At 72.2% G+C, this 23251-nt stretch carries 14 protein-coding genes; 7 read left to right on the top strand and 7 right to left on the bottom strand.

Annotated elements, in window-relative coordinates; all coding sequences use genetic code 11:
• Positions 1-27: 27 nt before the first annotated feature.
• The 3 genes from KGD87_RS27325 to KGD87_RS27315 all read left to right on the top strand — a co-directional run bounded on the left by KGD87_RS27325 (position 28) and on the right by KGD87_RS27315 (position 10272).
• Positions 28-6564, top strand: a complete 6537-nt coding sequence (locus tag KGD87_RS27325; RefSeq protein ID WP_284668697.1) for a HEAT repeat domain-containing protein — start codon at positions 28-30, stop codon at positions 6562-6564.
• Positions 6561-8414 (top strand): SWIM zinc finger family protein, encoded by a 1854-nt coding sequence (locus KGD87_RS27320; protein WP_284663770.1) that lies wholly within the window; start codon positions 6561-6563, stop codon positions 8412-8414. The genes KGD87_RS27325 and KGD87_RS27320 overlap by 4 nt, the downstream gene beginning before the upstream one ends.
• 400 nt (positions 8415-8814) lie before the next feature.
• The gene (locus KGD87_RS27315; protein WP_284663769.1) at positions 8815-10272 is read left to right on the top strand and encodes a reverse transcriptase family protein; all 1458 of its coding nucleotides are present in this window, start codon (positions 8815-8817) and stop codon (positions 10270-10272) included.
• A 3-nt stretch (positions 10273-10275) separates the two neighbouring features.
• Here KGD87_RS27315 and KGD87_RS27310 read toward each other — a convergent pair whose 3' ends face one another.
• Positions 10276-11142, bottom strand: coding sequence for an alpha/beta hydrolase (locus KGD87_RS27310; protein ID WP_284663767.1), 867 nt, complete (start codon positions 11140-11142; stop codon positions 10276-10278).
• Between the two features lie 151 nt (positions 11143-11293).
• Between KGD87_RS27310 and KGD87_RS27305 the strand changes: the two genes are divergently transcribed.
• Entirely contained in the window at positions 11294-12115 is an 822-nt protein-coding gene (locus tag KGD87_RS27305; RefSeq protein WP_284663765.1) for an NAD(P)-binding protein, read from the top strand.
• Positions 12116-12200: 85 nt separating this feature from the next.
• Positions 12201-12812 carry a GMC family oxidoreductase gene (locus tag KGD87_RS27300; RefSeq protein WP_284663763.1) on the top strand — a complete coding sequence of 204 codons (612 nt, stop codon included), beginning with the start codon at positions 12201-12203 and terminating at the stop codon, positions 12810-12812.
• A gap of 12 nt (positions 12813-12824) precedes the next feature.
• On the opposite strand, the gene KGD87_RS27295 is transcribed toward KGD87_RS27300, so the two are convergent.
• The 3 genes from KGD87_RS27295 to KGD87_RS27285 all read right to left on the bottom strand — a co-directional run bounded on the left by KGD87_RS27295 (position 12825) and on the right by KGD87_RS27285 (position 16091).
• Entirely contained in the window at positions 12825-13691 is an 867-nt protein-coding gene (locus KGD87_RS27295; protein WP_284663762.1) for a DUF2785 domain-containing protein, read from the bottom strand.
• Between the two features lie 118 nt (positions 13692-13809).
• The gene (lnt, locus tag KGD87_RS27290) at positions 13810-15441 is read right to left on the bottom strand and encodes an apolipoprotein N-acyltransferase (RefSeq protein ID WP_284663760.1); all 1632 of its coding nucleotides are present in this window, start codon (positions 15439-15441) and stop codon (positions 13810-13812) included.
• Positions 15438-16091 (bottom strand): hypothetical protein, encoded by a 654-nt coding sequence (locus KGD87_RS27285; RefSeq protein WP_284663758.1) that lies wholly within the window; start codon positions 16089-16091, stop codon positions 15438-15440. Before KGD87_RS27285 ends, lnt begins: the two co-directional genes overlap by 4 nt.
• 81 nt (positions 16092-16172) lie before the next feature.
• On the opposite strand from KGD87_RS27285, the gene KGD87_RS27280 reads away from it, so the two are divergent.
• Entirely contained in the window at positions 16173-17090 is a 918-nt protein-coding gene (locus KGD87_RS27280; RefSeq protein ID WP_284663756.1) for a hypothetical protein, read from the top strand.
• Positions 17091-17187: 97 nt separating this feature from the next.
• On the opposite strand, the gene KGD87_RS27275 is transcribed toward KGD87_RS27280, so the two are convergent.
• Positions 17188-18240: an SGNH/GDSL hydrolase family protein gene (locus tag KGD87_RS27275; protein WP_284663754.1), complete on the bottom strand. Its 1053-nt coding sequence runs from the start codon at positions 18238-18240 to the stop codon at positions 17188-17190.
• A 220-nt stretch (positions 18241-18460) separates the two neighbouring features.
• Between KGD87_RS27275 and KGD87_RS27270 the strand changes: the two genes are divergently transcribed.
• A complete protein-coding gene (locus tag KGD87_RS27270) occupies positions 18461-19762 on the top strand; it encodes a chloride channel protein (RefSeq protein WP_284663752.1) in 1302 nt (433 codons plus the stop codon).
• Positions 19763-19765: 3 nt separating this feature from the next.
• On the opposite strand, the gene KGD87_RS27265 is transcribed toward KGD87_RS27270, so the two are convergent.
• Complete coding sequence (locus KGD87_RS27265; protein WP_284663751.1) at positions 19766-21784, bottom strand: putative metal-binding motif-containing protein; 2019 nt, start codon at positions 21782-21784, stop codon at positions 19766-19768.
• A gap of 133 nt (positions 21785-21917) precedes the next feature.
• Positions 21918-23240, bottom strand: a complete 1323-nt coding sequence (locus KGD87_RS27260) for a CapA family protein (protein ID WP_284663750.1) — start codon at positions 23238-23240, stop codon at positions 21918-21920.
• Positions 23241-23251 lie beyond the last annotated feature (11 nt).

The following is a 23251-nucleotide window of genomic DNA, read 5'->3' as shown; positions in this document are numbered from 1 at the left end:
TAAGAAGAGCAGCCACTGAGGAGCGTGATGCCCGTACTCGCCATCGGCAACATCGAGAAGGTCCGTGCACTCGCGGCCAACGCGCGCCTGCTGCTCGTGGGCGGCGCGCGCGCCTCCACCGCCAGTCGCCTCACCGCGTTCGAGCCGGGCACCAACAAGGTGCTGTGGAGCACGGAGCTGCCCTCCGCGGTGAACGCGCTCGCCCTGTCCGGTGGGCAGTGGGCCGCGGCCGGCGCGGATGGCACGCTGCGCATCGGCGCGGTGTCCGACGGACAGGTGCAGTTCCAGCTCAACGACGTGCACCCCGGCGGCGTCACGGCGCTGGCCTCCAGCGCGGATGGCACGCTGCTCTTCAGCGCGGGCGCGGACGGCGCCGTGCGCGCCTGGGACTGGGAGTCCACGCGCAAGCTGCACGAGTGGACGGCGTCCACCCAGCCGCTGCGCGCGGTGGCCGTGGACCCCTCCGGCACCTACGCGGCGGGCGCGGGCGACGACGGCGTGGTGCACGTCTTCACCGTGGCCACGGGCGCGCGGCGCGACATGGCCGGCCATGAAGGCGCCGTGCGCGCGCTCGCCTTCACGCCGCGCGATGGCCGGCTGGTGTCCGCCGGTGACGACAGCAAGCTGCGCATCTGGTACCTCGTGGGCACGGTGGAGTTCGAGGTCCGCGGCGAGAAGGACACCGGCCACGCCGGCCCGGTGCTCGCCCTGCTCTTCCCGCCCACGCCCACCGCCGGGCCGGGGGAGGAAGAGCCCGGCGACCGCGTGTGGTCCGCGGGCAGCGACGGCCAGGTCAAGGTCTGGCGCCTGGACGCGCGCCGCAAGCCGCGCTCGCTCGACGCGGGTGGAAAGCCGGTGCAGGCGCTCGCCTTCGCCCCGCCCGTCAATCCGCGGCTGGCGAAGACGTCCCTGGGCTCCATCTTCACGGGCGGGGATGACCGCCGCGCGCACCGCTTTGGCCTCGCGGTGGACGGCTCGCCCGCGGGCGACCACGACACGTCCCAGCACGGCATCGACCTGCTGACGGAGTCACTCAAGGCCGGCCGTCCCCGCCGCGAAGCCGCGGTGCGCGAGGCCGCCGCGCTGGAGGAGCCGGAGGCGCTGGACTTCCTCTTCCAGGTGCTGGCCACGGAGAAGGACGTGGAGGTCCGGCGGCTCGCCGTGCGCGAACTGGCGGACAAGGGCCGCACCGCCGCGCGCCCCAAGCTGCGCGAGCGGCTGGACGACTCGCACCCGATGGTGCGCAAGGCCGCGCTGGAAGCGCTCGTCGCGCTGGAGCCGGAGTCGCCCCTGTCCGCGCCGCGCGCGGCGCTGGGCTCGCAGCACCCAGAGGTGCGCGTGCTGGGCCTGGAGCTGCTGGCGAAGCTGGGCGGCACGTCCCCGCTGGTGCCGGGCCTCATCGCCGGTCAGCTCGCGGACAGCCATGCCGCGGTCGGGCTGGCCGCGCTGGACGCCCTCACCCAGGTGGTGCCGGGCGACGGCGCCGAGCCGCTGCGCACCGCCTTCGAGCGCGGCCCGGCCCTGCTCAAAATCGATGTGCTCGTCCGCGCCGCGGCGAAGGGGCTGCTCGGGCACGCGCAGCTCCAGGCGCTGGTGGGCCGCGCGCTGGATGACGCGGACCTCGGCGTTCGCCGCGCGGCCTTCACCGTACGCGTCATGGAGCGCCGGGCGCTGTCCCACGCGCTGGAGTCGCGTGAAGAGGGCTTCGCCCGGGGCACCAAGGAGGTGTCCCGCTGGCTGGCTCAGCACGCGCGCCGAGCGCAGGGCGTCGCGGGCACTCCGCCCATCACCGACGCGGAGCTCCAGGCCGCGCGCGACGCGATGCCCGCGCAGGGCACTTCGGGCGCGGCCCTCACCGAGAGCGATTTGGAGCCGCTGCTGGCCGCCATGGCCTGCCGCACGCCGGACACGGCCGTGCACGGCGCGCGCGGCCTCGCGCAGCTGGGTGACGCGCGGGCGCTGGGCGCGCTGCTCCAGCTCTCCCGCGAGCCGGACGCCACCATTCGCCGGATCGCCGCCTCCTCCCTCCAGGCCCTCCAGGACGCGCGCGCTCGCGAGCGGCTGGTGTGGATGCTGGACGACGAGGACGCGGACGTGCGCGCCGCCGCGCTGGACGCGGTGGTGGCGCTGGACGCGGAGGCGCCGCTGGCCTCGGCGGAGGCCGCCCTGCGCTCGGGCCACGAGGACGTGCGCGTGCGCGGCCTGGACCGGCTGGTGAAGCTGGGTGCTTCGACGCCGGGCGCGGAGCCGCTGCTGGGTGACGCGCTGGAGGACGAGTCCGGCAAGGTGCGCGGCGAGGCCTTCCGCACGCTGTGGGCCTGGAACGAGCAGGCGCCGGAGAAGGCGCTGGACCGCGCGCTGGCGGGCCGCTTCCCCGACCTGCGCCACCGCGCGGTGGAGGTGCTGGCGCAGCGCGCCGCCGAGGGCTGGGCGCTGGAGCGGCTGAAGAAGGCCGTGGAGGACCGCGACACCAGCGTGGCCACCGCCGCGTATGACGCGTGGGTGAAGCACGTGGGCAAGGAGCACGCGGAGGCCCACCTCGCGGCGCTCGCCACCTCGCACGCGCCGCTGCGGGAGCACGCCGCGAAGGGCGCCATCCACGCCCCCATCGAGCCCTTGCGCTCGCCGCTGCTCAAGCGCGTCCAGGACGAGGAGGTCCCCGTCGCCGTAGCCGCGCTGGAGGCGCTGGACAAGCTGGTGCCCGACGAGAACGGGCCCCTGCTGGCCGGGCTCTCCGCGGCGCCGCTGCCGGTGCGCGTGCGCGCCGTGGAGCTGCTGGCTCCGCGTGGCGCCGAAGACATCATCGAGCCGATGCGCGCTTTCATCACCGACAAGGACCTGGAGCGGCTCTACCCTCCGGCCTTCCTGGTGCCGCTGCGCATCCGCGCCGCGCGGGCCCTGGCGTCGCTGGGCTCGCGGCGCCTGCTGACCTTCTTCGCCACCGTGCTGCTGCCGCATGAACTGGGCGACCTCCAGGAGCAGGGCGGCCGCGGGCTCGCCACCGCCGCCCGCCGGGGCGACGAGGGCTTCCTGCTGGACGCGCTGGGCCACGCCAACGTGGCGGTGCGCTCCTGGGCCGCGGACGGCCTGTCCCGCCTGGGTGACGCGCGCGCCCTGCCGGTGCTCACCGGCAACCTGCGCCACGACCACCTCCCCATCCGGCTGGGCGCCATCCTCTCCTTCGCGGCCCTGGGCCCGGAGGGTGACGGCGGCCTGCTGCACGGCCTGGAGGACCGCGCCCGCGAGGTGCAGGAGATGGTGTTCGCCATCGTCCTCGCCCGTGACTTGCGCGCCAGCCGCAGGGGCGAGCCGCCCGACCTGCTCACCAGCGCCCTCTCCAGTGGCAGGCCGGAGGTCCGCTACGCCGCCGCCCGCGCGCTGGAGCTGCGCACGGAGCCGGACGCGGCGCGCGCCCAGTTGGTGGAGGCCCTGCTGCCGCCTCGGCCGGAGAAGGTGGCCGACATGAAGGACTGGCCGGCCGAAGAGGAGCGCGTGAAGTACGTCGTCGGGCTCGCGGAGGCCCTGTCCAGCCTCCAGCCCGAGCAGCGCTACGCGGCGGCCCAGGTGCTGCAGCTGCGCGACAAGCCGCTGGAGTACTTCCGACACGCCAGGAAGGTGGCGCGGCCGAGCACGCTGGATGCGCCCTGGAAGCCGGAGACGGCCCCCACCGGCTCGCCCGCGCAGGCCACGCCCGCGAAGAACTGGCTGCGGCGCATCTTCTCCGCCGTGAAGACGGAGGCCCCCGCCGCCTCGCCCGAGGCCTCCGCCCAGGCCGAGCGGCAGCACCTGCGCCGGCTGGCCTTCGGTGCCTACGTCGGCCTGCTGCGGCAGGTGTCCACGGGCGACGACGAGAGCCACCGCGTGCGCCGCGACGCCGTGGACCGCGTGGTGAAGCTCACGCTGGAGGGCTTCGCCGGCACGCCCGCCGCCGTGGCAGCCCTGCTGCGCGCCCTGGAAGACCCTCACCAACTGGTGCGCAAGGCCGCGCTGACCGGGCTGAAGGAGCTGTTCCCCGCCGGGAGCGATGAGCCGCTGGCGCTGGCCCTGGCCTCGCTGGCGCCGGACGTGGCGCGCGCGGCGCTGGATGAGCTGGCCACGCGGGGTGACGCCGCGAAGCCGCGCATCACCGCCGCGCTGAACTCGCCGCTGACGGACGTGCGCCGCTACGCCTTCGAGCTGCTGGAGAAGCTCAGCCCGCCCGGCAGCCTGGAGCCGCTGCTGGCCGCGCTGGGCAGCGAGCAAGCCGACCTGCGCGTGGGCGTCATCGAGCGGCTGGCGGGCGCCAACGACTCGCGCGTCACCGAGGCGCTGGGACGCGCCATGGCCAGCGAGCACGAGGATTTGCGCCTGCGCGCCTCGGAGCTGCTGGCGTGGCGCGGCGATGACCGCGCGGTGGAGGTGCTCGCCACCTTCCTGCGCGCGGAGAACGCCAACGCCGCGAAGCGCGCCACGAAGGCCCTGTCCCGGCTGGCCACGCCCGCCGCGGTGGCCGCGCTGGCCGCCCGGCTCACGTCGACCCAGGACGCCGGTGAGCGGCAGCGCCTGGTGACGGCCCTGGGCGACACCCGCCGCGCCGAGGCGCTGGACGTGCTGTCCCGCCAGTGCCTGGCGGACGAGGAGGGCTCGGTCCGCGGCGCGTGCGTCACCGCCGCCATGAACGTGGCCGGCACGGACGTGAAGAAGCGCGACGCGGCCCAGGCCGTGTCCTTCCTGCGCCACGCGGTGAAGAACCAGGACATGTCCGTGCGGCTGGCCGCGCTGCGCGAGCTGGAGCACGGCGCCGAGGCCGGCCAGTCGGAGCTGCTGGCCAGCCTCTTCTCGGACCGCTTCGCGTCCGTGGGCGCGGAGGCGGTGGAGCGCTACGCCAGGCGCGTCACCGAGCACGGCGCTCCGGTGGAGCCGCTGGAGGCGGTGCTGCGCGGCGGCTCGCGCGAGCTGATGCTGCCGGCCGCCGAGGGCGTGGCCTTCAAGGGCGGCGTCAGCGCGCTGCGGCCCCTGATGCTGTACGCCCGCGCGGGTGAAGACGGCCAGCGCGAGCGGGCCCTGCTGGCCCTGGGCACGCTGGGTGACGCGCGCGCCCTGGCCGAGCTGGAGACGGTGGCCGCGGGCGGCACGGCGGAAGCGCCCGTGGAGCCGAGCATGGTGTCGGCCGCCATCGAGGGCCTGGGCCGGCTCGCCGCGAAGCTGCCGGACGGCGAGGAGCGCCGCCGCGTCGAGGAGAAGGTGGAGGCCGCCGCGGTGGAGGGCGCCACGCTGGAGCTGCAGCAGGCCGGCGTGAGGGGCCTGCGCGCCATCGGCGGCGAGCGCGCCCGCGTGAAAATCGAGGCGCTGCTCGGCGACACGGGCACGGCGCTGCCGGTGCAGCTCACCGCGGCGCAGGAGCTGGGGAAGCTCAAGGACACCGCGGCGGAGACGGCCCTGGCCGCCGCGCTGGACGCGCCCCAGCAGGAGCTGCGCAAGGAGGCGCGCAAGGCGCTCGACGTGCTGTTCCCCACCGAGCGCACGCGGGTGGAGTTCCACGCGGTGGCCAGCCGCTACCCGGACATCTCCGCGCCCGCCGCGGCCTACCTCGCCAACGAAGGCGACCCGGCGCTGCTGGTGCCCCGGCTGGCCACGCTGGACAACGTGACGCTGCGGCTGCGCCTGCGGCGCGGGCTCGCACGCCGGGGCGCCCTGCCCCTGCCGGAGGTGGTGGCGCTGTTGGGCCACGACAAGCCGGAGGCCCGCCAGGAGGCCGCGCTGCTGGTGGGCACCTGGACGGGTGAGGCCCGCGAGCCCGGCGCGGTGGACCTGGCCGCGCTGTCCCGCGCGCTGGTGACGGCCGAGCGCCGCACGGCCACGGACTGGACCTCCGCCGCGCCGTCCAGGCGCGCCGCGCTGGAGGCCGCCTGGGAGCGCCTGCTGTGGGCGGGCTCCCGGCTGGGCACCGCGGGCCTGGCCGACTCCGCGCGCACCCTCCTCCAGGGGGGAGAGACGGCGGCCCCGGGCACCGTGCGCCAGGAGGCCGCGCGCGCCCTGGGCCGGCTGGGCACGCCGGGGGGCACGCTGACGCTCACCGGACAGGCCCCGGCGGCCGTGCTGACGAACGAGAAGGAGCGCGCCGCCGCGGCGGACACGCTGCGCAAGTCGCTGGTGGACCCGGACGCGCGGGTGCGGGCGGCGGCGGCGGACGCCCTGGCGAAGCTCGCCCCCGAGCGCGCCACCGCGTGGGCGCTGGAGGTGAAGCCCTTCGACGCGGTGGCCTTCGGCCCCATGGGCGCCCGGACGACGCGGGAGCTGCTGGCCACCTCCGAGGGCCGCCGGCTGTCGGTGCCGACGCTGCTGGGCGCCCACGCGCTGGAGCCCCTGAAGTCCCTGGCCACCGACGCGAAGCCGGAGACTCGGCAGGACGCGTGGGCCGCGCTGGGCCGCCTGGGCGGAGACGACGCGGCGAAGCTGCTGCACGAGGCCGCCTTCGACAAGTCGCAAACCGTGGAGCTGCGCAAGGCCGCGTGGCGCGCCCACAAACGAGCACGCCGGGCCGCTGAGCGCGCCCGGAACCGGAAGGAAGGAAACCCGTCGTGACGACCGCCACCCGACACCCCGTCGAGCTGCGCTACGCCACCGCGAGCGACGTCGAGTCCGGCACGGACGGCTCGCGCGTCCGCCTGGCCCTGGAGGGCTCGCGCGGCACCGTGGGCGTGAGCGGCCGCGTCACCGACGCCGCCCTCTTCCGCGACGCGCTGGCCGCCACCTTCGGCATCCTCGCCAGCGACTTGCGCTACCGGGGCAAGGACCGCACCGCGTACCTCGCCTACCTGATGAAGCAGGGCAAGCGGGCCAGCGCGCTCATCTGGGAGGCGCAGAAGGCGTTCCTGGACAACGCGCTGGACGGGGAGAAGCAGCAGGACGCGGTGCTGGACCCCGTGCTCACGGTGGACCCCGACAGCGTGTCGCTGGAGGTCTTCTCCCGCGACGAGAGCGCCTACGCCCGGCTGTCCTTCGACAACCGCCTCTTCGAGGGCCGCGAGGCCGCGCACGGCTCCACCTTCCTGGACGTGCCGCCGGAGCTGCCCGCCCGCGTGGACCGGCTGCGCACCTACGTGCCCGTCTCCCTGGAGGCCCACGTCGCGCTGGCCACGCCGGCCTCCCAGCCGGCCCGCGCCCCGCGCAACGTGGAGGTGCCCCACGCCTGGCTGCGCGGCTTCCTCCAGGTGCAGTCCGCCGCCACGCTGCCCGCGAGCACCTGCGAGCTGGCGCCCATCGACCTGTACAACCTCCTCTTCGCCCTGCGCGCTCGCAAGGCGAAGAAGGCCCCGCGCGCGCTGCGCTTCGAGCTGGTGCCCGGCGCCCCGCCCCGGCTGGTGCTGGAGCCGTGGGAGCTGGTGCTGGAGTGCCACGGCGGCACGTACAACGGCACCGCGCCCGCGGTGGTGCGCACCTTCGGCCGTCAGCGCCTGGCCGCGCTCGCGCGCCTGCTGCCCCACGCGAAGTCCGTGCGCGTGCAGTTGATGGGCCCCGGCCTGCCGGTGTTCTGGGTCATCGACATGGGCGCGGCCACGCTGACGCTGGGCCTCACGGGCTGGACGGAGAGCGGCTGGTCCTCCGCCGCGGCCTTCGACGTGCTGATGCCCCGCGCGGTGCCGGACGGACTGGCGGAGCGGCTCCGCGACCGGCTGCGGACCGAAGGCCCCCTGCCCTTCGACACGCTGGCCGCCAGCGCCGGCGCGCCCAAGGAGTCCGTGCGCGCGGCGCTCCAGTTGGAGTGCCTGCGCGGGCGCATCCTCTTCGACGTGGCGCGCGGCCAGTACCGTCCGCGCGAGCTGATGCCCACGCCGGTGGACGCCACCGTCATCCGCTACGGCAACGCGCTGGAGGCGCGGGCGCACCGCCTGCTGGGCGGCGACGGCGCGCCGGGCGCGGGCGAGGTGAAGCTGACCAAGGTGCACGACGTGGTGGGCGAAGGCCTCCGCATCCACGGCGAGGTGGTGGACCGCGAGGCCCTGCGCAGCTTCTTCCCCAGCTTCACGCTGGACTTGGAGGGCCGCGTGAAGGACGCCAGCTGCGGGTGCCCGCACCACCGGCGCTCCGGCCTGCGGGAGGGCCCCTGCGAGCACCTGCTGGCGCTGCGGCTGGCCTACGCGCGCCGCCGGGCGGAGGAAGAGGCGCTGCGGCAGACGCCCGAGGGCCGCAAGCTCATCCGCGCGGAGACGCGCGCCTACGTGCGCCGGGACGCGGAGAGCGGCCTGGAGACGGTGTACCGGGTCTCCCTGGATGGTCAGGTGGTGGCGGTGGAGTGGGGCCCGCGCACGGGCACGTCGCGTCACCAGCGGCTCTGGTTCGACTCGGATGCCGAAGCGCGCGGGGCGTATTTCGCGCGGCTGGAGAAATTGGCGGCTGAAGGCTACATCGACGCGGCCTCGGCCTTGGTGTAAACCCATCAACCACGGCCCGGCCGCTGCGAGCGGCCGGCAGGACAGGTGCGACGAAGAGACGACGACGTGCGCTTCACGCGCGAGCAGCCGAGAGAGGTCCGGAGTGCATCAGCCTGAGCGCCTCGAGCGCGGGAGCGGCGTTGCGCCGCTCCGGTTGAAATGCAGGACACTCTCCGCAAGGTAGCCTGTTCTTGGCTCTCTCCCTCCTAGGCACTACGGCCAGGGTGGGTAGCGGAGCCAACGACGCGACCGCCGTTTACCCACCCCGGCCGTAGTGCCTAGGAGGGGAGAGCCGGTGAGGCTACCGTGCCCCAGGTAAGATGGTGGTGCTTTCCCGGCCTCCCTCGACTGCTCGCGCCATGTCCCGTCTTCCATCGCCGCGCCCGCCCAAGGTGCAGACATGACCGCCAGGCTGGACCCGTTCGTCCCCGCAGCTTCGCCGCAGGCCGTGCCCACGCCCGACCCCACCGCTCCGGCGCCGGACGCCGCCGCGAAGCGTGAGGCCCGCCGGCTCGCGCACGAAGCGCTCCTCGTCCGCGCGAAGGCCATCGACGAAGCGGGCGGCGCCGACGACTGGGTGCAGGCGCAGCTCGTCTCCAAGGGCCTCGCGGTGGAGGACCTGGACTTCTCCAGCGCCTCCGAGAAGGACAAGAAGGCCTGGAAGGAGAAGAAGAAGGCCGAGGCCACCGAGCGCCGCGCGCTGAAGCGTCAGGCGCACGAGGCGTGGAAGGCCACGCACGTGGGCCACCTGGGCGCGGGCGTGCATTGGGTGGAGGACCGCCCGGCGGACGCGTTCGACGTGCCCCACCGCGAGGAGCGCGCCCGGGCCAACGGCCTGACGGAGCTGGACTCGGCGGAGGCGCTGGCCAAGGCGCTGGGGCTGAGCGTGTCCAAGCTGCGCTGGTTCGCGTTCCACCGCGAGGTGGACACGGCCACGCACTACGTGAGCTGGACGATTCCGAAGCGGGACGGCAGCCAGCGCACGATTACGTCCCCCAAGCCGGAGCTGAAGGCAGCGCAGCGCTGGGTGCTGTCCAACGTCGTGGAGCGGCTGCCGGTGCACGGCGCGGCGCACGGCTTCGTGGCGGGGCGCTCCATCCTCACCAACGCGCTGGCCCACCAGGGCGCGGACGTGGTGGTGAAGGTGGACCTCAAGGACTTCTTCCCCTCCGTCACCTGGCGCCGGGTGAAGGGCCTGCTGCGCAAGGGCGGCCTGCCGGAGGGCACGTCCACGCTGCTGTCGCTGCTCTCCACGGAGGCGCCGCGGGAGGCGGTGCAGTTCCGGGGCAAGCTGCTGCACGTGGCCAAGGGCCCGCGCGCGCTGCCCCAGGGCGCGCCCACGTCGCCGGGCATCACCAACGCGCTGTGCCTGAAGCTGGACAAGCGGCTGTCCGCGCTCGCGAAGCGGCTGGGCTTCACGTACACGCGCTACGCGGACGACCTGACCTTCTCGTGGACGAAGGCGAAGCAGCCCAAGGCGCGGCGGACGCAGCGTCCCCCGGTGGCCATGCTGCTGTCGCGCGTGCAGGAGGTGGTGGAGGCGGAGGGCTTCCGCGTGCACCCGGACAAGACGCGCGTGGCGCGCAAGGGCACGCGGCAGCGGGTGACGGGGCTGGTCGTGAATGCCGCGGGCAAGGACGCGCCGGCGGCCCGAGTCCCTCGCGACGTGGTGCGCCAACTGCGCGCCGCCATCCACAACCGGAAGAAGGGCAAGCCGGCCCGCGAGGGCGAGTCGCTGGAGCAGCTCAAGGGCATGGCCGCCTTCATCCACATGACGGACCCGGCCAAGGGCCGCGCCTTCCTGGCGCAGCTCACGGAGCTGGAGTCCACGGCGAGCGCGGCCCCTCAGGCGGAGTGACGCTCAGCGCGCGAGCAACGCGGCGTCGAGGAAGTCCTTCAGCCTGCGCGGGTACGCCTCCGGCTCGGCGGCGCTGAAGTTCCCGTGCCCGGCGCCCTGGATGCGCCACGTCTGCGCGTACTCGCGAACCCTCGCGAAGAGCGCATCGGCGAGCGGCTGTCCGGACTCCTCCGTCCCCATGACGATGAGCAGCGGCCGGGGGCGGATGCGCTCCACCGCGTCGATGGTGCGCACCTCCTCCAGGGCAATGCCGCGCCGCCAGAAGGGCACCAGCGCGCCGGACTGCGACACGAAGCCGAAGCGGCGGAAGTCATACGCGGCGGCCAGCCACAGCGTGTTGAACGGGGACAGCAGCACCACGGCGCGCACCGCCGGGTCCTCCGCCGCGACTTCGGCCACGGCCGCGGAGCCAATCGAGAAGCCGAGCGCCCCCACCCTTTCCGGGTCCACGTCCGGCTGGGCGCGCGCGAAGGCCAGCGCGGCCCGCATGTCCCGGCGCTCCAGGTCTCCCCACGTGGAGAACTCGCCCTGGCTCTCACCGTGGGCGCGCAGGTCGAAGAGCAGCACGCCATAACCCGCGGCCCGCAGGATTCGCGCTTCGGGCAGCAGGTCCGCGCGCGTCTGGGACAGGCCATGCGCCAGCACCACGGCGGCGCGGTTCCGGGACGGCACGTACCAGCCCCGCAGCGTCAGCCCGTCCGACGTCTGAAGCGAGACGTCCTTCGCCTCGGCGAAGTCGGCGGGGCGCTCGGCCGTGGGGCGTGGGTAGTGGAAGTAGGCCTCCGAATGACGCAGCGCCCGACCGAACACCGCCAGCGCGGCCAGCAGCCCCAGCGCAAGCGCTCCACCCAGCAGCCACCGCCACTTCATCTTCGTTGAACCTCGGTGAAGGGAGCTGGGGCGTTTGAACCCCAGGCGTGCAGAAGGGACTCACGTTGCTTCGCCACGTACCGGGCAGTTTACACTCCATGTAGACAACTCACAGTGTCATCAAAGACGGCACTGTCGCGCCAGGAAAGCCGTGGGCACATCCAGGACGATGTTTGACGTGGTGGTGGGCGGGGGCGCCTGCGGCGGCTGGACGGCCAAGCAGCTCACGGAAGCGGGATTGCGTGTCCTGGTGCTCGAGGCGGGCCGAGGCATGGGCGCGGACCGGATGCTGTGGATGCTCCACCGCCTGCGCCAGTCCTTCGGCTACCTGGCGGAGACGGACGACTCGCGCAAGGTGCGCCAGTCGGTGCAGAGCACCACCTTCGCGTGGCCCTTCCACCCGCACGCCTTCGTCGACGACGTGGACAATCCCTACACCACACCGGAGGACCAGCCCTTCACGTGGATTCGCGCGCGGCAGGTGGGCGGGCGCACGTCGGTGAAGGCGCACGGGCGCCAGTTCTACCGGCTGTCTGACTTCAACTTCAAAGCAGGCACGCAGGATGGGCAGGGCCCGGACTGGCCGCTGACGCTGGCGGAGCTGGCGCCGCACTACGAGACGGTGGAGCGGTGGATGGGCCTCCACAACAACGCGGATGGCCTGGACATGCTGCCGGACTCCGTCTTCGCGGGGGGCCTCACCATGACGCCCGCGGAGCAGCGCCTGAAGGAACAGGTGGAGCGCCGCTGGCCCGAACGCCGCGTCATCGTCCGCCGCACGGGGGGAGCGCCCGTGACGATGCCCGCCGCGCTGAAGACGGGCCGGCTCGCGCTGCGCACGAACGCCGTGGTGGACCAGGTGCTTTATGACGCGGCGACGGGGCGCGCTTCGGGCGTGCACTATTTCGACGCGAAGTCGGGCAAGTCCCACGAGGCCCACGCGCGGGTGGTGGCTGGCGGCGGGGGCGATTGAGTCCACGCGCCTGCTGCTCAACTCGCGCGGCAGCGCGTTCCCGGACGGCCTGGCGAACACGTCGGGACAGCTGGGCCGCAACCTGATGGACCACACGTACCTGCTGGGCATCGAGGCGAAGATGAACCTGCCTCCCGAGGCCCAGCGGCAGGAGCAGAGCTGGGCGTACATCCCCCAGTTCCGCAACGTCGCCACGAAGGAGCAGGACTTCGCGCGCGGCTACGGCGTGCAGGTCTTCACCTTCGGAGACAACTGCCACTTCGTGCCCTTCGGGGAGATGGTCCCGCGCGCGGAGAACCGCGTGACGCTCAGCCCGACGGTGAAGGACCGCTGGGGAATCCCCGCCGCGCACATCGAATGCCGGCACTCCGCCAACGAGCTGAAGATGGCCGAGGACGCGGTGGCGGCCTGCAAGGAGATGATGGAGGCGGCCGGCTTCACCGTGGAGAAGACCAACGCCACGTTGTCCACGCCGGGCATGGCCATCCACGAAGTGGGCACGGCGCGCATGGGCACGGACCCGAGGACGTCGGTGCTCAACCCCCACAACCAGAGCTGGGACGTGCCCAACCTCTTCATCAACGACGGCGCCTGCTTCCCGTCCCAGGGCCCGCAGAACCCCACGCTGACGATGATGGCCCTCGCGGTGCGCGCCAGCGCTCACCTCGTGGAGGAGCTCAAGGCCGGGCGGCTGTAGGGCCGCGCCGGCTCACGGCACCTGCTTCAACGCCGCGCGGATGGCGGGCGCGAGCTGCTCGTCCGCCTCCACGAACAGGCTCAGCAGGAAGGCGCGCAGGTCATGGCGCCGCGCCAGCCACGCGCCGTCCTTGTAGGCCTTGCTGGCGTCCCCGAGCCGGGGGAGCAGCGCGGCGAACCAGGCCCGCCACTCCTCCTCCGAATAGAGGCCGCGCCGCGCGAGGAACAGGACCGGGCGCGCCAGCCGCTCGGGCTCGCCGAAGACATAGGCATGCGCACGCTCCGGCACGACCTGCGCGGCGACCGCGGCGAGGATGCGGTCGGCCTGCGCGCGGCTCAGCGCTGGGTGGAGGCTCAACTGCATCAACCAGTCGCTCCCGTGCGCCACGCCGTGGCGCCAGCCCGTCACCTCTTCGAAGCCGCGATAGTCGCGGACCGACTCCACATAGCGGGCGGCCGACTCGACCATGGCCGTGCGCTCCTCCGCCGTCATCCACGGCTTCACGCGGTCCACGCGCGCCACCTCCGAGAGGACGAGCGCCGCGAACGGCTTGCGGAAGCCCTCCGCGTCCGCGCCCGCGAGCATCCCTTGCAGCGCGTCCCGCAGCCCACGCAGCGCCGCGGTGTCGAGCTTCCCCTCGCGCAGCCACTGCGCCAGCGCTTCGTAGGCGATGCCATCTCGCAGCGCGGGGTCCGGCGCGCCCAGACAACCGAGCAGCCCCTTCACCAAGGCCTCGCGCTCGGCGTCGTCCGGGACGGCGAACTTCTTCGCCTTCAAGGCGGCCAGTGACTCCCGGGTGCTTCCTTTCGGGGGACAGGTGGCGGAGGCCGAAGCCGAGACGAACAGCGGCAGGACGGCGAGCGCGCGAAGCCACGTCATGAGGAGAGTCCCAGGGAGCCGGGCAATCCGCCCCGTGCTCGGAGATGAGCTCGGACGACCCTAGCCCATCCCCACGCGCCGCGAGCCCCCCAGGTGGTTCGAGCGGCGGGGCGACACCTCAGGGACGCGCCCTCCGCCGCGCCAATGCCACCCCTACGAGCAGCCCCACCGCCAGCGCCAGCGCCAGGGGGCGCAGCCAGTCGCCCCACGCCAGGGCGAGCGTCGTCAACGCGGCCGTCGCGGGGACGCGCATGGTGAGGCCAGCGCGCTGGTCGTCGTCCACCTCGGCCACCACCGCGCCCGTCGCGTCGATGAGCGCGGACACGCCCGAGTTCGTCACGCGGACCTGCGGACGCCGCGTCTCGATGCTGCGAAAGGCCGCGTGCATCAGGTGCAACCGGGGCGCGGGCGTGCCGGTGAACCAGGAGTCATTGGACAGCGTGAGCAGCAGGTCCGCGCCCTGCCGCACGCCCCGCGCGACATACTCGGGGAAAATCGTCTCGTAGCAGATGAGCGGCGCCACCCGGAGCTGGCGCCCATCGCGCAACGTGAAGCGCACGGCCCTGGGCCCGGGCCCGCGCTTCCAGCGCCCGGTCCACGGCAGCCACTCGCGAAGCGTGGGGGTGTCGATGAGGTCCGGCACCCACTCCGTCAGGGGGAAGAGCATCGTCTTGCGGTACGCGGCGCGTTCAGGCGCGCGCCCGGGTGAAGACGGGCCCAGGAACATGGCCGCGTTGAACTCGCGCTCGCCCTCCAAGTCGTAGGTGCCGAAGACGAGCGGCACGCCGCGCTCGGAGACGTAGCTGGCAATCTCCGCGTCCAGCGCCGCACCCGTCTCGCTGCGAGGCGTACCGAAGGGCGTGGGGTACACCGTCTCCGGCCACACCAACAGGTCCACCGGTCCGTCGCGCAGCAGCGCGTCCGACATCGCGTAGTGCGTGTCGAGCACCCTCCGCACGACTTCGTAGGCGCCCAGCTCCGCCTTCAGCTTCTCGTAGCGGGTGATGTTCGCCTGCACCGCGCCCACCACCAGCCCGCCCTCGACCCGGGTTGCCTCGCGCACCTGCGCCTGCCGGAGGGCGCCGTACCCCGACAGCCCGAACACCAGCGCCGCCAGCCCCGCCACCGGCCTCCAGGCGCCGCGCCGCGCCCCATGGCCCCGCCAGGCACGAAGCGCCGCGAGCACGCACTCGTTGCCCAGGAGCAACACCAGCGTGAGCCCCGGCGCGCCCGCCACGTCCGCGCCCTGGCGCTGCCACTCGGACGCATAGAGCCCGTGCCCCAGCGTGTCCGCGAAGAGCTTGGGCGTGATTCCCTCCACGCCCACGTACGCGAGCGTCCCCACCAGGGGCGGCAGCCAGCCCTGCCCCTCCCGCGCCAGACGCCGCGCCGCGTACCGGGCCAGCGCGGCGGCGGCGAACTGGAGCTGGAGCAGCGGCGCCACCAGCAGGAACAGCGCCCAGCCGACCGCCGTGGGCGCTCGCGAGTACGCCTGGAGCGCGCCCGGGAACCAGTGAAAGACGGCGGCGGTGAACGTCACGCTGAGCAGCACGCCCAGGCCCAGCGCCTCGCGCGCCGAGCGGGCCCGGTCCAGCGCGGCGAGCCAGGGCACCATCGCCACCCAGCCCAGCGCCAGCCAGTGCGCTTCCAGCCGCGCGAACAGCGCGAACAGGACCGTGGTCCCCACGACCCCGAGCAGCGCCGCGCCCAGGTGCTGGCCGCGCCCACCGCTCGCCTGCACGTCGTTCACTGCTGGGAGGCCCCGCGCTCCGCGCCCTCGGGCAGCTCCAGCCGCTGGATGGGCATTCCGGGCGGGGCCAGCTCCTCGGGCACCAGCCCGTCGGGAGGCACGGGCATCGGCTGCCCGTTCGCATCCGTGGGTGGGGTGTCGGGATGGAACATCAGCACGGCCGCCACGAGCTCGCCCGAATCCGTGTACTGGAAATGGCGCACGTACCCGGGCGGCAGCTCGAAGTCGTCGGGGACGACGAGGCCCTTCTTGATGGGCTTCGTCCCGGGCCGGTAGAGCTGGAGGCCCGTCGGTTCGGATTCCATGTCGGGCTCCTGGACGTCGGTGTCGGTGGCCAGCTCGGCCACCGGCTCCGCGACAGGCCCCGGTGCCGGGGCCGCGACGGCAGGCGTCCGCGGCCGAGGCGCGCGGGCGCGCACTTCAGGCGTGGGAGGCGGAGCGGGCCGCGGCACCTCCGCGAGCGGCGGCGGCGCTTCGACCTGGAGGCCTGACGAACCCCACCAGACGCTCCAGCCAATGCACGCGAGCGTGAAGACGAACGCGCCGCCCACGAGCCACACGCCCAAGCCCTTCCCCGAGCGAGCAGGCGCGATGTGCGTGACGCCGTCACTGTCGACGCGCCGCTTCGGTGTAGGGGATTGCGGCCTCATGTTCGTGCGAAGACCTCCGGGCTGCGTATGCTACGGAGCCACTCCCCCCGAGGCAATCACAGCGCCTGTCCGCTCACCCTCATGAGCTCTTCGTCCATTCTCGTCACCGATGCCCCCGGCGCGCCACCGCCCGCGACCACGCCCGAGCCCGCTCGCTTCGTCGTGCACGCCTGGACCCCCGGGCTGCGAGGGCTCGCGGTGGTGACGCAGCTCGCCGCGCTGGGCGCCCTGCTCCACTTCACCGCGCAGCTCTGGATGGAGCTTTCCGACGGGAGCCAGCAGCCGCGGCCCGTGCCCATCATCATCGGGCTGGTGCTGCGAGTCGCGCTACCGCTCGCGTTCGTCGCCGCGCTGCGCCGCGGCCACCGGGCCACCGTGGACGTGGACACCCACCAGTGGACCCTGACGCTGCGCGGTGGCACCCGGATGGAGCTCCCCTTCGAGGCCGTGGCCGCGGTGCGCCCCTGGCGGCTGCCGCTCCCGGGGCCCGGCCTGGCGCTGCGGATGCGGTCCGGCCGCGCCTTCAGCCACGCGCTGGAAGTGGAGGACGCAGTGCCCCTGCTGAATGCGCTGGGCCGGCATGGAACACTGGGCGCCGCGCGAGCCCACACGCTGGTTCGCTACGCCCAGGCGCGCCAGGCCCTGTGGCGCCGGCGCTGGTACCACCTGATGGGGAAGTTCGTGTTGTTCCCGCTGGTGCCCACGGCCATTCTCTTCCGCGCGAACCAGGTCATCTCGTTTGGAGGCGCGCTGGGTGAGTACAGGATGTACGGGTTGGACGCGTACCTCCGCTCGTTCGGCCGGTACTACGTGCCCATCTCGTTGGGCCTGCTGCTCTTCGCCTGCGGCTGGCGCGTCGTCGCGGAGAGCGCGTCGCTCCTGGCCGCGTGGCTGCTGCCCGCCTGGACGCGCGGGGCGCGGCGCGCGGCGGAGTGGCTCTGCCGCCTCGCCTACTACGCCGGCCCCTTCGCGTTGATGGGCGCGCTCTTCCTGACGTGACGTGCGCGCCACTCCCTGGAAACGACAAGGCCTCCGGCTCCCGAAGGCAACCGGAGGCCCAGACGCCGCGCCCATGTTTCAGGCGCGGTCGCCGCGACTACGGCCGGGCGGGGTTGAACTTCGAGCTCTCGAAGCCCATGCGGTCGTGACCCGTCTTGTTCCAGGTCGAGGTGTCCGTGGGCAGCGCGCCGGTGCCGCCCGAGCTGGAGATGGTGCCACCGGTGTAGGTCGGGTGGACGTCATCCGACTGGAGGTAGTCGTAGCTGGTGCTCGAGTTGACGAAGTGCGTGTTGGCGTCGCGCAGCGTGGAGCGCAGCGTGACGGAGATGCGCTGGACGTACGCCGCCTCGGACTCGCCCTGGACGTAGCGGATGGCCGCGGAGTCCACCTTGCCATCGCCGTTGGAGTCATAGTCCGCGGCCATGTACTCCGCGAACGAGTCCGCGCACTTGAAGCCGTAGCGCGCCGCCAGGCTGCACGCGCGCCAGTTGCTGCGCGCCAGCAGCGGCAGGAACTTCTCCCGCTTGTTCACGACCTGGCCCGTGGCGGAGTCCCGGCACTGGGTGTTCACGTTGTCCGCGTTGAAGCCCGGGTAGTAGATGTTGGAGATGATCTTCGTCGCGGTGGCGGGCGCGTACTGGTTGATGGCCTGCATCGCACGCTCCATGTACGTGGTGCAGGTCGCCAGGGCGGACTCCAGGCCGGAGTAGTTACAGGTGCCCGTCTGCCCCGAGAAGGCGCTGCGCGCCTGGAGGTAGTCGTTGCCACACATCTCGAACATGACGACGCGGGTGTTCGCCGCCTGCATGTACGAGCGCTCCGAGACAATCTTGTTGTTGTAGATGTCGTCCGCCTTCGCGCCGGACTTGGTGCGGCGGATGACCTCCACGTCGGCGTTCCACTTCCGCGCCAGGTCCTCGCCCTGCACCACCGGCGCCGCGCGGCGGGCCACGTTCCAGAAGAAGACGCTGCCGTTGTAGCCGGCGTAGATGGAGTCGCCGTAGGCCACGACGCGGTACTTCGTCGACGTCGACGGCTGGTCGATGGTCCACGACGTGTTCTGGTTGATGGTGCTCGCCATCGCGCTACCACCGACCGTGACTGCCGCGCACATGGCAACGATGGACATCCCGTTATGACGGAAAGACATGCCCCGCTCCTTTGGATTCCCGCTGGGGGTTTTTGGGGGAGCGCGCACGCTACATGGCGCCGATTCGCAAATCACCTCGAAACAGGAATAACGCATCAAGTCAGGATTACTGGTGTTGATATGACCTCACCCCGGCGTGAAGGGGTGTCGTCGGAATGACGGGGCGCAAGCCTTTGACGCGGTGTTTCATCATGTTTCACCCAGGTCCGGAGTGTTTCACGTGAATCTTTCCCGTGGCACTAGAGCGTTGCTGCAGTGGCTGCTCCTGGGGAGCCTGGTGGGCGTCGTCTGCGGCGTGGCGTCCGCGGTGTTCCTCTATCTGTTGGACGAAGCGACACACTTCCGGGAAGGGCACCCGTGGCTGGTGTACGCGCTGCCCGTCGCGGGTTTGGTGCTGGGGTCGGTGTACGCGAAGTGGGGCGGGCCCATTCGCGGGGGCAACAACCTGGTGCTGGACACGGTGCACGCGAGCGACGCGCAGGTGCCGGTGCGCATGGCGCCCATGGTGCTGGTGGGGACGGTGCTGACGCACCTGTTCGGCGGCAGCGCGGGCCGCGAGGGCACGGCGGTGCAGATGGGTGGCAGCCTGGCGGACCTGGTGGCGCGGCGCTTCCGGGTGGGGCCGGACACGCGCCGCGAGCTGCTGGCCGCGGGCATCGCGGGTGGCTTCGGCTCGGTGTTTGGCACGCCGGTGGCGGGGGCCGTGTTCGGGCTGGAGGTCGTCGTCGTGGGGCGCATGGGCTACGAGGCGCTGCTGCCCGCGCTGGTGGCGTCGGTGGTGGGGGATTTGGTGACGCGGGGGCTGGGCATCCACCACACGCCGTATCCGGCGCCGGGGGCGCTGCCTTTGACAGTGGTGGTGCTGGCGAAGTGGCTGGTGTTCGCGGTGGCGGTGGCGGCGGTGGCGGTGGTGTTCGTGGAGCTGATGCACCGGCTGAAGAAGCTGCTGGAGCAGCGTGTGCCGTGGCTGCCGGTGCGGATGGCGCTGGGCGGTGCGACGGTGGTGGTGCTGTGGAAGCTGGCCGGGACGGATGACTACCTGGGCCTGGGCGTGCCCGGCATCCTGCGCGCGTTCCAGGACCCGGCGCTGCCCGTGCCCGCGTTCGCGTGGAAGCTGGCCTTCACGGCGGTGACGCTGGCCGCGGGGTTCCTGGGCGGCGAGGTGACGCCGCTGTTCTTCATTGGCGCGGCGCTGGGCAACGTGCTGGCGCGGCTGCTGGGCCTGCCGCTGGATTTGGGCGCGGCGGTGGGCATGGCGGCCCTGTTCGCGGCGGCGGCGAACACGCCGCTGGCGCTGTCCATCATGGCCGTGGAGCTGCTGGGGGCGAATGTGCTGCCCCACGTGGCGATTGTGGCCACGGTGGCGTACCTGCTCACGGGACACCGGGGCATCTATCCGTCACAGCGGATTGCGCGGATGAAGCACGGGGGGCCGCTGCTGGAGAAAATCGTGGCCCTGCGGGAGCTGCCCCGCGAGGACCGCGCCCCGCCCCCTGGACCCGAGGGACGGGGCGGGGGCTGAGGGTTACGGCTCCGGGAAGTGGTAGACGTGTCCGTCGTCGCCGACGATCCAGAAGTTGCTTGAGGAGGTCATCGCGATGTCGCGGAGGGGCACGGTTGGAGCGCTTGGGGTGAAGGCGGGAGCCTTGGCCCAGCCGTGTGGGGTCAACCGCTGCAGCCGTCCTGAATTGCCATCGTTGCCAATGATGTATGCATTCAGGGTTTGGGGCGGTGCAGCCACACTGACGTAGTTGACCGTGGGCCCGGATGGAGGGAGCACCCGCTCCCAATCCCTCGATTGCCCACTGCCTTTCACCACCAACCCACCGTCACCCACCGCGTAGATGAGCGTCGCGTCCGCAGCCCACACAGCCCGCAAGCCCCCGTTGTAGCCCGCGGTTCCCTGAAGGTTGTGCGCTGCCGCAGTGCCCCAGTTCGTGTCACGAATATAGAGATTGACCATCGGCGTCAGCGGCGACGACTCCCCTGTCGAGCCCACCGCATACAGCGCATTAGGGCCGAGAGCATGGAGCCCCCAGTACCGACCGGGTGAGTCGTGGCGCTGGGCCGAACCTGTCCACTCATACAAGTGGCCCTGGGTAGAGACTGCGAATACTTGAGCTGGATTTCCTACTCCGACGACGCTTGAGAAGTAGTCGCTATTTCCAGGGAAATTGACGTCGATATGATAGCAGGAGCCCCCGTTGTGCTCGCCAATCGAGCCATCTTCGCCAACCACGACAAGATAACTATTATTGGGATTAATCCACGCAGCGTGCCAATCCAACGTGTTCCCTGCGGGCCCACACCGAGTCGCCGTATCCCCGTCGTGACTCAAGAACGCTGAATCCGCGTTCATCTTCACCGCAAGCTTGCCGTTCAAGCCCGCCACCCACACCGGGTAACCACTCGGGTGCACGGCCACCGTCCTCCAGTGGCGTCCTGCCAGCGCGGGGTCTTCGACCTTTCTCAGTGAGCCGCAGGACATCTGCTCATCCACTTGCCCATCGCAGTCGTTGTCCAGCCCGTCGCAGACCTCCGTCGCTTGGGTGTTCGTGTCGGGGTCAGCGTCATCACAGTCCAGCGTGTTGTCCGCCATCATCGGAGGCAGCGGCGCGCCAGGGCACAATTCTCCCACCGGTTCGCCGTCCTTCTCACCCTCTCCGTCGCTGTCCGCATCCGTGTAGAGCGGCGTCGAAGGCGTGCCGACACAAACCGTCCCCGTCTGCGCGTCGTTGCATGCATACGTCCCGCCGCAGGCCTCCGTGCACGCTGTCCCCAGTGCACCCGGCCCCTCCGCGAACAACTCGTCGGCGCGCCCGTCACAGTTGTCATCCAAGCCGTTGCACGCCTCCACGATGTTGGGATGGATGTCGGCCCGCTCGTCGTCACAATCCCCCGTCACCTCGACATGAAGCTCACTCGGCGGGTCACAGGCCTGCGTGCCGGGCACACTGCGTCCGAAGCCATCGCGGTCCTGGTCCAGGTACCAGAGCCTGTCGACGACCCCCGTCTCCTGCCGGCCGTCGCAGTTGTCGTCCAGGCCATTACAGAGCTCCGGCGCGCCAGGGAACGCCGTCGCCCGCAGGTCATCGCAGTCCGTACCCCGGTTCATCGGACCACCCGGTGAGACGAAGCCGTCACCGTCCTCGTCAGCGGTGTGCAGGTCCTCGAGCAGCCACTCCTGTCGGCCCGCGGAGGCGAAGCGGAAGGTCTGCTTCCGCTCATCCACCCACTGCTCCGCCGCGCAGCCCTTCTCGAAGACCCTGACGGTGACTTCGACGTCCCGTCCCCAGTCCGCCTTCCGGAAGACGGCGACGTTCAACACCGGGTCGTTGGGGTCGAACTGGCCGGGCGCATTGAACGCCGCGAGCACCGGCTCACCGGTGCCGCCATGGGCCTCCACGGTGATGCAGCCCTGACTGAATTTCGGATGGTGGCCAATCTTGACGTGAACCGCGGCCTCCTTCGTGTCCGGCTCTTTCGAGTCCTTCTTGCAGGCCAGCAGCAACAACAGCGGCAGGAGGATGGCGGATTGACGCATGGGGTGCACTCTACCCCAGCCCCAGGCGTGACTTGCTCAAAAGCCGACTCACCCTGAAGTCCGCCCAAGTGAAAGGCCATGGACATATCACAGCCAGCGTGGACCGGCGGCACACCCACGTGTGCCTTTGCCGTCACGGCTGTGAGGTCAACCGCGCAGCAGGCACCGCCACCGCCCCACGCTGACGCAGCTCGGGCGACGCCACCGCGAACCCCTCCGGCAGCATCCGGAGGATGCGCTCCCGCCGCTGCTTGGAGCCCTCCAGCCGCCGCTCCAGCAAGGCCTTCTGCGCGCGCGTCTCCTTGTCCAGCGGCTCCGGGCGCGCCGCCAGCAACGTCAGCCGCTCCGTCACCGCTTCCACCTCCCGGTCGATGAGCACCGGCTGGATGTTCCGCGACTCCTTGCGCGCCCGCCCCACCGCGTTGTTCTCAATCCACACCGGCAGCACCGCCACTTCCTCCAGCGCCACCGACACACCGGGCATGGGCCGCACCAGCGACAGCCGCAGCAACATCGAATCCCGCCGGTCGCCCCCCGAGCGCTTCGCCCCCGCCGTGTGCTGGTAGAAGCGGTCCTGGTTCGCCACCAGGTTGCCCAGCGAGTACGCGATGAGCCCCTTGCGCCCATCCACCGTCTGGTACGACTCCAGCGGCTGGAGCACGTGCGGATGGTGCCCGATGACCGCCCTCGCCCCCGCGTCCAGCAACGCGCGCCCCAGCGCACGGTCCTCGGGTCGTGGCGACTCCTTGTACTCCGTCCCCCAGTGCACCAGCACGATGAGCGCGTCACACCGCGCCGCCGCGGCGCGCACGGCCTCCACGGCCTGCTCGGGCTGAACACCCCGGTGCGCTTCGTGCCCGGAGTAGGGCACCAGCGCGACATGCGGCGCCTGCGCATCCTTCGGGTTGCTGAAGCCATTGAGCAGGCGGGTGAAGGACAGGAACCCCACCTTCACGCCGCGCACGTCCACGAAGACGGGCTCCCAGGCGGCGGCCTTCGTCGCGCCCGTGCCCGCATGACGGATGCCCGCCGCCTCCAGGTGCCGCAGCGTCTCCAGGATGCCCGCGGGGTGCTGGTCCCTCGCGTGGTTGTTCGCGGTGGACACCACCTTCACCCCGGCCGAGGCCAGCGCATGCACCATGGCCGACGGCGCGTTGAACAAGAGCTCCTTCGCCACGGCCTTCTTGTTGTCGGTGACGGGCGTCTCCAGGTTCACCACGCCCACGTCCGCGGTGCGCAGCACATCCGCGATGGGCCCGAAGACATGGTCCCACCCCTCATGGTTGAGCGAGGGCGGCCGGCCTCCTTCCGGTGGCGGCGCCCCGGTGCGCGCGTGCAGCCTCGCGACCTCCTTCACCTCGCCATGGGGAATCACATCCCCACCAAACACCAGCTCCACGCGCGTGGGGGCGGAGGCACAAAGCAGGGGCAACAGCAGCAGGATGGGCGCGGACACGCCTCCACACT

This window comes from Myxococcus sp. SDU36, assembly GCF_030168875.1.
GTDB lineage: Bacteria > Myxococcota > Myxococcia > Myxococcales > Myxococcaceae > Myxococcus > Myxococcus vastator.
This window is presented reverse-complemented; position numbering and strand designations above follow the sequence as displayed.

Excerpts from the sequence above, each read along its gene's own strand:
- KGD87_RS27325 (WP_284668697.1), top strand. The coding sequence starts at position 28 with ATGCCCGTACTCGCCATCGGCAACATCGAGAAGGTCCGTGCACTCGCG.
- KGD87_RS27315 (WP_284663769.1), top strand. The coding sequence starts at position 8,815 with ATGACCGCCAGGCTGGACCCGTTCGTCCCCGCAGCTTCGCCGCAGGCC.
- KGD87_RS27310 (WP_284663767.1), bottom strand. The coding sequence starts at position 11,142 with ATGAAGTGGCGGTGGCTGCTGGGTGGAGCGCTTGCGCTGGGGCTGCTG.
- KGD87_RS27300 (WP_284663763.1), top strand. The coding sequence starts at position 12,201 with ATGGACCACACGTACCTGCTGGGCATCGAGGCGAAGATGAACCTGCCT.
- KGD87_RS27295 (WP_284663762.1), bottom strand. The coding sequence starts at position 13,691 with ATGACGTGGCTTCGCGCGCTCGCCGTCCTGCCGCTGTTCGTCTCGGCT.
- KGD87_RS27285 (WP_284663758.1), bottom strand. The coding sequence starts at position 16,091 with ATGAGGCCGCAATCCCCTACACCGAAGCGGCGCGTCGACAGTGACGGC.
- KGD87_RS27280 (WP_284663756.1), top strand. The coding sequence starts at position 16,173 with ATGAGCTCTTCGTCCATTCTCGTCACCGATGCCCCCGGCGCGCCACCG.
- KGD87_RS27275 (WP_284663754.1), bottom strand. The coding sequence starts at position 18,240 with ATGTCTTTCCGTCATAACGGGATGTCCATCGTTGCCATGTGCGCGGCA.
- KGD87_RS27265 (WP_284663751.1), bottom strand. The coding sequence starts at position 21,784 with ATGCGTCAATCCGCCATCCTCCTGCCGCTGTTGTTGCTGCTGGCCTGC.